Genomic DNA, 12,917 nt, shown 5'->3' on the forward strand with positions numbered 1-12,917 from the left:
CTTAGCCTGCCCATTTCTCAAACTGGTTCTTGTTCGTTCTTGACGGGACGAACCACGCGGCTTTGCCATTTTCATCCCTTCCCAGGCGCGCACCCTCGACCGGGGGCTTCTGACTCTCCGTCATACTGACTTTAGTCGGATCTTCCGTAACCGGGAAAAATTCCATGGCAATCATGTCATCCATCGCCTCCTTGAACGCCTGGATAATGCTCTGAATATCCTCGTCGGTATGAGCGGTTGTGATGAACATTGGTCTGGCGTCCCAGACATGGATTCCTTTCTCACGAAGCAGGATGTAAATCAGCTCTTCAAAGGCAATGTCCTGGGGGATCTTGATCTTGCACATGGAACCGCAGTTTTCGATTTTGAGCGGCGCACCGATCATCCTGGCGTACTGGTTGATTTCCTCCACCATCCGGTCGGCGCGGTCATTGAGAATAGACTGGAGTTCGGGCTCCTCAACCAGTCGCCGTAATACGGCCACTGCCGCCGAGAGAACAAGGGGATGGCGGACGAAGGTACCCGCGAAGTAGGTAACGCCAACCTCTGGTGAGGAATCGTCTCCGAACTGCCATTGGCCACCATCCAGTGCGTCCATGAATCCGGCTTTGCCCGAAATGGCGCCAATAGGCAGACCACCGCCAACGATCTTTCCGTAGGTGCAAATGTCTGCATCGATGCCGTAGTAGCCTTGTGCGCCCCTTGCATGGATACGGAATCCGGTAATCACCTCGTCAAAGATCAGGGCAATGCCCTGCTCGGTACACAGCGTGCGTGCTTTTTCGAGGAAGGCTTTGGGCTGGAGGCTGGGGTGTCGGCTTTGGACGGGCTCGACCAGAATAGCGGCAATTTCGTCGGCATGTTCGCGAATATAGTCTAGCGATTCGTCGCTGCCATAATCGAGGACAATCATGTTCTCTACCGCGGAGTCCGGAATGCCGGCCGCCGCTGGCACCGCATAGCCATTGCTTCCCCGTGTGACGATCACGTCGTCGTGGATGCCGTGGTAGTCGTTTTCGAACAGCACGACTTTTTCTTTTGCGGTTACGGTCCGCGCCAGTCTCATGGCACCAAGCACCGCCTCGGAGCCGGTATTGCAGAATGCGACCCGTTCATTCCCGGTAACCTGGCAGAAAAGCCTTGAGGCCTCCGCAACCAGCGGGTGCTGCGGACCGATTTCGTAGCCGGTGTCCAGCTGCCGTGCGATGGCTTCCTTGATAAACGGAGCCGAATTTCCAAAGAAGTTCGAGCCGAATCCGCAGGTTACGTCGATAAGCTTCCCGCCATCGATGTCCCAGAGGTAGGGACCCTCTGAGCGCTCAACGACGATGGGGTATATCACCTCTTTTATAACTGTCCGAAAACCGGATACCACACGGGGATCGGCCAGCTGTTTACGGTTGTCCTGGGCAAACTGCTTGGACCTGGCGAAGCGCTGGTTGTATCGCTCGGACAGGTGATCGAAGTTTTGCTTCTGCACCGGTGTCATGTCGTTACTGCGTTTGACGTTGATGCGGGTGCCTGCGCCAAACGGCTTCAGGCCCTCATGGGAGGATCTGGTTTGGCTTACTTTGCCCGAATCAGATGATGCGGGCGTTACCGGCAGCGGGCCCTGTGACGCCAGAGAAGACAGCACAGCCAGTTGACCCTGCATGATCTGCATCTGCTGTTGCAGTAGCGCCTGGATATCTCCGGAAGGCGCTTGCGCCATGGCGGGCTGCGGTGTGTTCATGATGCCAGGCGGTATCTGGCCCGGAGGTGTCCCGGGCAATTCGCCGCCTTGCTGCATGCTCTGAGACGCCTGAGGCGCTGGCGCAGCCTGGGGGGTTCCCGCCGTGACCCCTTCCTTGATCAGGTAGTCCGTCAGCTTGTCCAGACTGCCGCAATCATTCAGCAGTTGGCGGAACGTCAGGTTCACTTTGAACTTTTTCTTGAGTTTCAGGGTGGACTGGGTGAGAAGCAGAGAGTCCAGTCCCAGCTCAAAGAATGTGGCTTCGCCATCCGCCTGGCTAAGGTCAATGCCGGAGATGTCGGAAAACAGGGTACGCAATTGTTCCTTGATGGCGTCGTTCATGTTTTGTCCAGTCAAACTCGGGGAATCGGGAATCGCAGCAGCAAAGTCGGGCTGAGTTGGAGAATAGCTCTCTGAGGGCCCCGGCACGACGGCTTCTGCCAGTGGTTCAATCACAAATGTCTTATGTTGGAAAGGATACTGGGGCAGGCTGGACCGCAGGCTGGGCGGGAATTCACCGCAAGGCCAATCCATGTCAACGCCAGCGCACCATGCCTTTCCGAGGCCTGTAGAAAACGATGCCAGCTCTTTCTCGTCATCGCCGGCATCTGCAACCAGGGGAACGAGGACTACATCGGATTTTTCAGCCAGGTTCTGCATGGCCATGCCACACACGGTGCCCTGAGGACCACATTCAAGGACGACCAGTTGATTCAGTTCACCAAGGGTCTGGCAGCCTTTCCGGAACTGAACCGGCTGGCGGATTTGCCGGGCCCAGTAGTGGATGTCCGTTGCCTGACCATCGGTTATCCAGTCGCCAGACACGCAGGATATGAACCGGAAGCGAGGGGGATGCAGTTCAATGTCTTCTAATCGCTCGGCAAAGGCCTTGCTGGCACCGTCCATGGAGGGTGAATGGAAGGCATGGGAGGTGTTGAGTTCCCTGTATTTGATGCCTTGCTGTTCAAGAATCTTGCCAAACGCCTTTATAGCCTCAGACTCCCCGGACAGGGTGACACTGCCTTCTGTGTTTTCTGCCGCAATGACCACGCCAGCGGGCAATAAGGGCGTTAACTCGTCGATATCGGCTCTTACTGCCATCATCGAACCGGGAGGCTGAGCCTGCATCACCTCGCCGCGTGTCAGTACAACGCGAAGTGCAGTAGGTAGATCAAAGACACCGGCTACTGTTGCCGCAACCAATTCGCCAATACTGTGTCCGATGCCTGCAGCCGGCTGAACGCCGAGTCGGTTGAGCACTTCAGCCAGGCCAAAACCGACGCAGAACAGTGCAATCTGTGTCTTCTGGGTGTCTTTTAGCGGGTCACCGGAATGGAATAGCAATTCCTTGATATCAACATTGTATTCCTGCTTCAGAATGTCGTCGCAGTGATCAATGGCTTCCCTGAACACGGGAACATGCTCATACAACCGACGTCCCATACCGGCTACCTGGCATCCCTGACCGGGGAAGGCGAAGACGATGGTGGGTTCGCCGAACGCGGGGTCATTGTCGGCTGCGTTTTCAGAGACGTTGTTCAGTGCCTCGTTACCAACCGTTTGCAAGACGGTTTCGCGGAAAGGGAAAGCGCGACGGGAGCGAATGAGGGCAGATACCAGGTCGGCACGGGCTGCCGGGCTGCTGCATTCTTCCAGCAGGCCCCGGTGTGAGCTTATCAGAGCCGAGAGCGCCTCGGCCGAATGGGCACTGAAACAGAGCGGAACCCAGTTGGGTGTGGCTCCGAAAGTGTCGGTTGCATCGGCTTGGACGCCTTTTAGCAGAACGTGAGCGTTGGTTCCGCCAATACCAAATGAGCTCACACCGGCAATTCGCTTCTCCTTCTCGGCGTCCCATGGACTGGATGTGGCGGCAACAACAAAGGGCGTTTGTTCCAGAGCCAGTTCCGGATTGGGGGTTTCGAAATTGATGGATGGGGGAATCACACCACGGTCAATAGCCAGGGCAGATTTGATGAGGCCGACAACACCCGCCGCCGCTGTCAGGTGACCGAAATTGCTTTTGACCGAACCCAGTTTGCAGAACTGCCTGTCTGGTGTGAACTGCGAGAACGCAGAGCTCAGCGCTGTAACCTCGATGGGATCGCCAATGGGCGTGGCGGTTCCATGGGCCTCCACATAGCCAATCTCACTCACGGTTTGCCGGGCATCTTTGATGGCTGAGAGGATGACCGACTTTTGCCCCTCAACACTCGGACCGGAGAAGCTGCCTTTTTCGGCGCCATCGTTGTTGACCCCGATACCGGTAATGGCCGCGTAGACGTAATCCCGGTCCTTCAGGGCTTCATCAAGGCGCTTGAGAACCACCATGCCGCCGCCATCGCTGAACACGGTACCGGAACTGTTGGCGTCGAATGGCCTGGTATGTCCATCCCGGGTATAAATGCTGCCTTCTTCATGTGTGTGCGGCTGCTGTTGCGGGAATGCAACCGAGGCGCCACCTGCGATGGCTATATCACAGCGTCCGTGACGGATCGCCTCGACCGCTTCAGCAACCGCGACCAGCGAGGTCGAGCAGGCGGTATGAATGCTCAATGCGGGGCCAACCAGGTTCAGTTTATGGGCAAGGCGGGTTGCCGCGTAATCCTTTTCGTTGGCGACCATGGCCTGAAGCGGGCCGTAATCTTCAAGCTTTTCGTGATTCTTGAGTACGTTGTTGAGGTAATAGGTGTTGTTGCCGACCCCGCAGAACACGCCGATCTTGCCGGCGAACGTTTCCGGGTCAACCCCCGCGTTTTCCAGGGCATGCCAGGCAAGCTCAAGCAGCAGCCGTTGTTGCGGGTCTACGAACTCGGCCTCGATGGGGGTGATGCCAAAAAAACGGGCGTCAAATCCGAGCGGGTCATCCAGAACCCCGCGGGCGTTTACCTGATTGGTTGAGGGATTTTCCGGCTCGAAAAAGGTGACAGTTTCCTTGCCATCCAGCAGGTTCTGCCAGAATTGCTCAATCGAGTTGGCTCCGGGAACACGAGCCGAAAGGCCAATAATGGCTACATCCCGGAGTGATTCATCCCGTGATGGGGCGTTGTTGGCCTGGGATTCGCCAGATTGAACAGCTTTGTGCCGGGAGGTTGCGTATCGAAGGAAGTGACCCGCCGTACGGTGTTGAAAGAGCGAATAGACCGGTACAGAGAGCCCTGCTTTTTCCAGGAAAGAGGCCGCGATTCGGTTTGCGGCCAAGGAGTCCATCCCCTGATCCTGAAGGTTCTGGTCTTTCATCAGGCCAGGGTGATTCAATTCGTCCCGGATAATGGACATCAATTGCTCGGATAAGACTTCGCTGCTTGTGGTCTCGGTTCGCTGCTCAGTGGTGGGTTCCAACGACTCCAGCATGGATTTCCGGTCAATCTTCCCCGACGGTGTCTTTAACAGAGCGTCAACCCAGATAAAACGGGACGGCACCATGTAGTCGGGCATGTGCGACTTGAGCTGTTTACGGATAGCGTCGTCGCTGATCTGACCGCGCTCTGCTTCGGTTACGAAGGCTATGAGTCTCTTTTGCTCACCGACTTGCTGAACGGCGACCGCGGCTTCGGAAACCAAGCCTGTATCGAGTAGTCGGACCTCTACTTCACTGAGTTCGATCCGATAACCACGGATCTTGACCTGATTGTCCATCCTGCCGTGATAGGCGTATTCTCCGTTGCTATTCACGCTCACCAGATCCCCGGTGCGATAGGCCCGCCTGGGCTCTGGTCCCTGAAGCTCAATGAAACGCTCGGCGGTCTGTTCAGGACTGTTGATGTAGCCGTCGGCAAGGACCGGACCGGCGATATAGAGTTCCCCGACATCGCCGGGCGTTACTGGTTGCTGATGGTCATCCAGTACAAGCAACTCGGCAGAGGTGATCGGGAGCCCAATCGGCGGTAGCGCCGGCCAGTTATCAGTCGGTTGGTGCAGCTGATATTCGCTCACTACATGGGTTTCGCAGGGCCCGTACTGATTGCACAGCATGGCGTTTTCAAGACCGCTGAAGGCCGTACGAAGTTCTTTGCTGATGACCAGTTGCTCGCCCGCAGTGATGACTTCTTTAAGGGACGAAGGATAAAGTTTCAGCCGGTTGGCCCACATCACCAGTTGCAGCAAAGCGATGTAGGGCAGGAAAATCCGCTCGATCCGGTGTTCATCAATGAACTCCAGCAGCCGCCGAAAATCCTGTTTAGTGGTGTCTTCAATCAGGTAGAGTGTCCCGCCCATGGCAAGGGTGGAAAAGGTTTCCTGAAAGGAGACGTCAAAGCTGAATGCGGAAAACTGCAGTGTCCGGTAACGGGCCTCTGGTTCGTATCGCTCATTCTGCCACGCAATCAGATTATCCAGTGTTCCATGATTCATCAGCACACCCTTGGGCGTGCCTGTAGACCCGGATGTGTAGATCACGTAGGCGCTGGAGTCCGGAGTAATGTTGGCCGTGCCCGCGTCGACATCCGAAGGCCCGGAAAAGGAAAGTTCGCCTAGATCGAGGTGATCGCCAACGGTAGAGCGAAAGTCGTCATTGTCGGAGATGGTCAGCGCAACCTGAGCATGACTGACCATGTAATCCAGTCTGTCTGCCGGATAGAGCGGGTCGAGCGGGAGATAAGGGCTGCCGTGGCGCAAAATAGCGATGATGGCCGTGATTGCCAATTCGCGGTCGTGAGCATGGATGGCGATGGGCAAACCCGGCTTAACGCCCATCCGCTGAATCCGGGCCTGAATAACCCGCGCATTATCTAACAGTTCTGCGTAACTGATGAACTTGCCCCGGAACCACAGTGCAGGGTTGCCAGCAAATGCCTCGGCATTTTGTTCGAATTTTGCAAGAAAACTGGCCGCGCTGCGGGAAGACACCTTTGGAATCATCTCGTCGCCTTCCTTAGATAGAGAATACCGATACAAACTCGGTTGAACTCCGTACCGAGAATCCGCGCTTCACCCGGGTAGAATAGCTGGGGTGTTACAGTATGTTAAATTAGCATAACCAAGTGTAACGGACCATGTGGCGTGGCGTTTAGCTACTCAGTGAGAAAATCTGATTTACCGCAATTATTCAGGCAAAACTGGCGGTCAGAAGGCCCAGTTCGGTTGGCAGCACAAGGCAAGGCACGGCGGCGGGCAGGCTTGGCACCTCAGCAACGAGCCTATCCCCCTGATTCTTCAGTCGAATATCGAGCATTTCAAGATAAGAGCCGAGTTCGGGCGACGCCACCTTGACGACGGATTCCTTAACAGAGAAAGCCAGGGCGCTGGGAGGATGATCTGGATACATGGCTCGCAACAGCTCTGATTCATGGGAATTGAGAATGAGGGCCGTAAGATCGTCAGTGACGGTGGAGGGGTCCTCCAGGAGGTCGATGCCCAGTTGGCGTAGGGGAGGGCAGTAGGCAACGGCAGCCAGAGCATGGACCTGGCCATGAGAGATTGAGCCAGTGATGCCATCGGGCCAGAGCGGATTGCCAACGGCCCCCCTAAGGACGGGGGCCGGAGGAAGCCCTGCACGCATCATGGCTTGTCGGGCCAAACGTCTACCGGTGAAAAATTCGGTTCTTCGTTTGGGGACAGCGTTTCGAACGAGCTCTCGCTCTTGTTCATAGTCACTTTCATCGCCGCAAAGCGCGCCAGAGGCCACAAAGACGGGTGCTCCGACAAGCGCGCTGAGGCGCTTTTCGATGTGATCTGTGCTATAGCTGATCATAAGGAATCAGTTGCTGGGCCATCTGTTTTGCCGCTTTTTTGGGGCGACTGGACTGTTCGTTGGGCGCTTTGCTCATTATGGCAACGGGACCAAGAGGACGCAGGGACATTGAGCACATTAAGGCGTTGGCTAGGGACGGGCAAGCGTTGGTTTAACCGGCGTGTTGAATTCAAGATCGGCACCATGATGCAGCAGCCGGTAGTAAGGGATTCGTCACGATCGGACGACCGGTGCCGTTTTGTCCGGACACAGACCCACCGGGCGGGCTTGCCTTTTTCTCTCAAGGAGTTTGAGAAACGCAGCCAGCAGGGCAATTTCCTGTACGAGCTTTTTGTGGACGGGAATCCGGTCTCTTACGGCTGGGTGGCCGGGCCTGGTGCGCAGGTTGGCATTCTTCACGAATTAAATATGCGCGTTCCTGAGCACGCGCTATACATCTGGGACTGTGCAACACCCGAAGAGCATCGGGGTAAAGGCTATTTCCAGACCCTTCTCCGCTCGATGATGCAGTCTCAAGGAGTAGAGACCAACGTTGCTCTGGTCGCAGTGGACAGCAATAACACCGCGTCCAAAGCGGCGCTGAAGAAAGTGGGGTTTCAGCCTCTGTTTACTTACTGGAGTTTTCGGGTTTTTGGCAGGGTTGTTCTCAGTTTGGCTTTAAAGGATGGAAGGCTGACCTGGGCCCAACCTCAATTTGACCAGCTTCAGTTTAGCTAGTTAAACGTTCTTTCCTCCCGTTTTTAAAAGTGCAGTAAGAAATTAACTATATTGGGTATGGGCGCCGGGACCGCTGCGCCTTGCGGCTTCTTGGGGCATGGCCTATACCCTAATGGAATCGGCGTTGTTAACGGAGTCACATCTTTTGGTGTCGGCGAAGACTCCGAATAATGCTGCAATGGTTCGGTGAAAAGGGACCTCAAAATGGACTTGTTCGACCTCGCAGGCTCAGAAGCCATTGAATCCATACCTTTCCCAACATCAGAAGACGGCTTGCTTCCCTATATCCAGGAGCGCAGGCCGGTTCTTTTGAACGGGATACGGGAAGCATTGCCCTTCACCCGTGAGTGGGACTACGACTACTTTAAACACCATTTACAAAGTATTCGGGTCCAGAGAAAGTCAGAGGATGGCATTTTTCACTATCTAGGTTTTGAGCGTATTCCAATGGATGATTTTGATCAGATGATGGAAACGACTCATGACGGGTATGCGCTGGAACCACTGAAGGGCAGAGGGGTTTCTGATGATCTGCCGCCTGAAATCGATGTTTCGTTACCTCCGTTTGTGCCGGAAGAGGGGTTTCGAGTATCGAATCTGTACGTTGGGCCGGGGAAAAATACCTCGCTTCTGCATTATGACGAGACTCACAGCCTGCTGATGATGCTGGAGGGCCGTAAGCGGTTCATTTTGTTTTCACCGGAACAGAGTGACTGCATGTATGCCTACAGCCCGTTCAGCCTGAAAGCGATTCGCGAGAACCGTGTGGTGGACAGCAAAGTGAATTGTGCAGCACCGGATCTGGAGAGTTTTCCCAAGCTAGGTCAGGCTCGCGGGTTGGCCGGCTGGCTTGAGGAAGGGCAGGCGTTGTTCATTCCGGCCGGCACCTGGCACTACATTCAGGCCGAGGGGCGCAACGTCTCCGTGAATTATTTCTGGATGCAGAACAGTCTCACACATTGGCTTCACCAACCCTTGCTCAACTTCTGGATCAAGCGTCGGGCTATCGATGTGCTGGATACGCTTCGCAAGGTCAAGCACAAGCTATCAGCCGCCTAGGCAAGGAGTCATCTCTTGCAAGAACGCATTCCGGTTGGTTTTTCCAGCCCTGAAACCTCTGGCGGCCACCGATCCGTTGCGCTGGTTTCGGGCCTTCTCCAGACTGGTCCGGAAATCGCGTTACGAGTGGTGTGCTCGCTCGATGATTTTGCTCGGGTGGCCGGTGAATGGGATGAATTTCTGAATAGGCTGGATCCCGTGCCTTTACCTCTGATGTCCTTCTGGCTTTCGTCCTGGTGGAAAGCGTTTGGGCAGGACAGAGGCATGGAAATGGAGTTCCGGTGTGCCTATCAAGGAGGCCGGCTCGTTGGGATTGCACCTCTCGTGCGCCAGGTGCAGCGTCACAGGGGCGTTCCCGTCACCCTGCTCAAGCTCGCTGCCAATGGTCATTCTCCCTACTCGGCCATCGTTGTTGATTCTGATCTGTCCGCCGCTGATCGAGATGTGACCTTCAGGTTACTGTCGCATGTGGCTCCCAGGGAACTGGGATTGTTTTTCAAGATTGACCAGAGCAGTGCGCTAAAAGCGTTCCTGCTGGCGGACACCTCCGGATTTTCCGAGAGAGTCGGCCAAAAGCCGAGCATACGAACACCCATCGTTAATATTGATCAGCCCTGGGATGATTTTTATCGATCAAGGCCCCGAACGCTGAAGAAGAGTGTGAACCACAAGCTTAACCGGTTTAAAAATCACGCGGGGTTATCGGTGAACGCTGAGCCGATTACCCGTGTGGATCAGAGATTGGTTAGCGAACTCGTGACGATTTCCTCCAGGAGCTGGAAGTCGACCATTGGCAATGATCTGGGATCAAACCTGAAGAGTCGCCAGTTTCTGTTGAATCTTATCGAGAAGCTTGGGCCATCGGGATGCATTACCGGATGGATTGCTCGTGATAGGGAGCGACCGGTGGCGTTCGAGTTACATTTGACCTTCGACGGCGTCGTTTATCCGATTCGGGCTGATTACGATCAGGAGTACAGGGCAGTTTCCCCAGGCTCGGTACTGGAATATACCGCGCTGAAGCACCTTTTTGACGACGGAACCTGCCGACAGTACTACACCTGCGCCGACGATTACTGGTACCTCAGTCATTGGGCTACCGACTACAAGGATCTCTGTACCATCGAACTGTATGGTGACAGCGTAAAGCTTCGGGCCCTGCACTTTCTGGAATATCGCGTCATTCCTAAACTCAAGCCTTTTATCAAGCCATTACGAAGCACCGGAACCGGGTCTGGCAAACACGGATGAACAGGGAGGAAGGGCGATGCGTACTGTGGTCGTCGTCAGTCAGGATAAGTCGGACTTGTTTTTCGCCAACCAGCTGATGAAGTCGTTGAATGTGGTGGGCGTCGTGATCGAGAATCAAATCCCGGAAAAGGATCGGTCCTCGTTGGCAAGAAAAGCCATGAAGTATGTTGGCAATCCGCCAGTGTTTTTTAAGAAAGTGACGGAAGTCCTGGATAGAACATTCGTTGAAAAGCACCAGGAATACAACAACCCGGAGTTCGCTTTATCATTTGGCGATGAGGGCAAACAGCTCTTCCCTGACGAGGACACTGAAGTACTGTACACCCGTGGCGTGAACGACATTAATGCCCCTGAAAACTGCGCCTGGATCCGAGCCAGGCAGCCTGATGTTATCGCAGTGTGTGGGGCATCGATCATGAAAAGCGATCTGCTTTCTATTCCCACACACGGTGTTCTGAATCTCCATGGCGGCCTTTCGCAGTTCTATCGCGGTCTGTTTCCAACCGACTGGGCGATCCACAACGGTGAGCCTGAGTGCGTCGGGGCGACCATCCACTTTGTTTCCCCGGGCGTTGACGATGGCGATGTGGTCTATCAGGGGCGGCCGTCAATTTCCGCGGACGATCACCCGAATAGCCTTTATGAAAAAGTGGTGCGGTTGGGGGTTCAAATGATGGTCCAGGCCATTTCTGACCTGGAACGTGCGTCAATTGAAGCCATTCCCCTGAAGACAAGGGGAGCCCTTTATCTCAACGATATGTTTGACGTCCACGCGAAAAGGAAGGCGTGGAGTCAGATTAAGAATGGGGTAGTATCGGACTACTTGTCCAATAAAGGTCAGAGGGACCAACGAGTTCGCCAGGCTCTTATCAACGAATTCCAGTGTCCTCGCTCGTAGACGTTGATTTTACGACCTTACTGGAGCGAGCTTTGCATGAAGCGCTGAAATACATCGCGCTGGTGCTCACAAGTCAGCTTCGACTCTGTTCCGCAGGGACCCGCGAGGGCCCATAACGCGCCGCGATTGTCTCCCGATAATTTCTTGATTGCTCCCGCAATTTTGGCTTCGAGCCTGGAGTCGGTCAGGTAGCCTCCGAGTTCGTACCAGGACCAGACGATCACCTTTGATGCGTCTTCTTTATTTTGAATGACAGTCTCATTGACGGTGGGTGGTATCAGTCCCCTGTATGACGGAAGAGGGCGCTTCTGGCTCGACAAAAGAATCCAGGCCTCGGGATCGAAGAGCTTATTCTTGAAGAAAATAAGCTCTTTATCCTGAACCTGTCGTTTATAGCCAGTAATCTGCAGTTGGACTTGTTTAAGGTCCTCAGAGACGTAGACCCCACTCAAATTGAAATCGGGCGCGATGTATTTGGGTGTCCATATTGTCACGTGGGGGATTGGACCTTTCCATCCCGGTGAGGGAGTGACAAGCTCGGGTTGCCAGCTTTCTGCAATTCGTTCGGTCTTGGCTTCAAGCACCATCGGCAATAGCGAAGGCCAGATTAGAAGACTGGAAGCGACCGCTGGCCAGCCCCAGGACGAAATGCTTTTATTCGGTGTTGCTGGCCGCCTTCGTAGTGTCCCTTCTGTGTTCCTCGCTGGAAAGGCTTCGAACCTGCCTGACAGAAAGAAGAGAGGCATCAGCGTGAAGATCATAAAAATACCCCAGCCAAAGAGTTCATGGTCCTCAACCAGTGACGTTTCCATGTTGGTGTAATGGCCGGCCAGGATGATGCCGAATACCCGAATCCAGTTGGACAGCATGGAAAGCAATCCAGCGAAAAGAACAAGCAGGACTTTTGAACTGAGCTTCCTGTAAAAAATCTGACCGTAGAACGCGGCCAAAAACAGCGCCACCATCAAATATCGGACACCACTACAGCCGTTTTCAACATGGAAAACGCCTACGTCAAGCTCAATGAAAAATTCGCTGATGATGGCGTCAATGTTGAATAGGCGCAGGAGAATATCATTGAAGAAGACGGTGATGTGCTGCAGGAGCGGCGATAAGTCGTCCCAAACAGGTACTCCAAACATGAGCAATAGAATTGGGCCGCCGGCTATCTGGAGAAATCCGGCACCCCATATCGACCAGCCCCAAAGCACGATCATTACCGGAACCAGCATCAGGCGGATAAAGCGGATATCGGCTGCTTGAGAGAACAAGAGTACTGCACTACAGACCGCAAGAAGGAGTAATGCCAGTGGTGAGCCACTAATGGTTAATGCGCTGAATCGATCTCTGCGGCTGAATAGCACAAAGCAGGCACCCGCCAGGACAAGGTAGCCATGATGGTAGACAATGGATTCTTTCCAGAGGGCAAAAAACTCCTGCCACTCTGACCACAGGCTGAAGGCAAGCAGCGGAAACGAGAGGAGCCAAAGATATTGGAGTATGTTCGTTTCTAGACGGCTCATAACGTCCTTTTGGTCAAACGTTATAGCGGGATGGTTGTCTGTACCATA

At 54.5% G+C, this 12,917-nt stretch carries 7 protein-coding genes; 4 read left to right on the forward strand and 3 right to left on the reverse strand.

Going from position 1 to position 12,917, the window contains the following annotated elements:
• Position 1 precedes the first annotated feature (1 nt).
• Positions 2–6,589 carry a polyketide synthase gene (locus tag K8I84_RS03760; RefSeq protein WP_223793373.1) on the reverse strand — a complete coding sequence of 2,196 codons (6,588 nt, stop codon included), beginning with the start codon at positions 6,587–6,589 and terminating at the stop codon, positions 2–4.
• A gap of 187 nt (positions 6,590–6,776) precedes the next feature.
• Complete coding sequence (locus K8I84_RS03765; protein ID WP_223793374.1) at positions 6,777–7,421, reverse strand: 4'-phosphopantetheinyl transferase; 645 nt, start codon at positions 7,419–7,421, stop codon at positions 6,777–6,779.
• Here K8I84_RS03765 and K8I84_RS03770 point away from each other — a divergent pair.
• From K8I84_RS03770 to K8I84_RS03785, 4 genes are all read left to right on the forward strand, one after another.
• The gene (locus K8I84_RS03770) at positions 7,311–8,138 is read left to right on the forward strand and encodes a GNAT family N-acetyltransferase (RefSeq protein ID WP_223793375.1); all 828 of its coding nucleotides are present in this window, start codon (positions 7,311–7,313) and stop codon (positions 8,136–8,138) included. The two genes, K8I84_RS03765 and K8I84_RS03770, sit on opposite strands and share 111 nt — an antisense overlap.
• Positions 8,139–8,342: 204 nt before the next feature.
• On the forward strand, positions 8,343–9,197 hold the full coding sequence (locus K8I84_RS03775) for a cupin-like domain-containing protein (protein ID WP_223793376.1): 855 nt from the start codon (positions 8,343–8,345) through the stop codon (positions 9,195–9,197).
• Positions 9,198–9,212: 15 nt separating this feature from the next.
• Positions 9,213–10,448, forward strand: a complete 1,236-nt coding sequence (locus tag K8I84_RS03780) for a GNAT family N-acetyltransferase (protein WP_223793377.1) — start codon at positions 9,213–9,215, stop codon at positions 10,446–10,448.
• 55 nt (positions 10,449–10,503) lie between these two features.
• Positions 10,504–11,346: a formyl transferase gene (locus tag K8I84_RS03785; protein ID WP_223793378.1), complete on the forward strand. Its 843-nt coding sequence runs from the start codon at positions 10,504–10,506 to the stop codon at positions 11,344–11,346.
• A gap of 17 nt (positions 11,347–11,363) precedes the next feature.
• Here K8I84_RS03785 and xrtA read toward each other — a convergent pair whose 3' ends face one another.
• The gene (gene xrtA, locus K8I84_RS03790; RefSeq protein ID WP_223793379.1) at positions 11,364–12,869 is read right to left on the reverse strand and encodes an exosortase A; all 1,506 of its coding nucleotides are present in this window, start codon (positions 12,867–12,869) and stop codon (positions 11,364–11,366) included.
• Positions 12,870–12,917: the final 48 nt, after the last annotated feature.

The sequence above is a fragment of the Marinobacter sp. F4216 genome (assembly GCF_019931195.1).
Taxonomy (GTDB): Bacteria; Pseudomonadota; Gammaproteobacteria; order Pseudomonadales; family Oleiphilaceae; genus Marinobacter; species Marinobacter suaedae.

What these genes read in the sequence shown, in the direction of transcription:
- K8I84_RS03760 (WP_223793373.1), bottom strand. Translation starts at nt 6,589, where the DNA reads ATGATTCCAAAGGTGTCTTCCCGCAGCGCGGCCAGTTTTCTTGCAAAA.
- K8I84_RS03765 (WP_223793374.1), bottom strand. Translation starts at nt 7,421, where the DNA reads ATGATCAGCTATAGCACAGATCACATCGAAAAGCGCCTCAGCGCGCTT.
- K8I84_RS03775 (WP_223793376.1), top strand. Translation starts at nt 8,343, where the DNA reads ATGGACTTGTTCGACCTCGCAGGCTCAGAAGCCATTGAATCCATACCT.
- xrtA (WP_223793379.1), bottom strand. Translation starts at nt 12,869, where the DNA reads ATGAGCCGTCTAGAAACGAACATACTCCAATATCTTTGGCTCCTCTCG.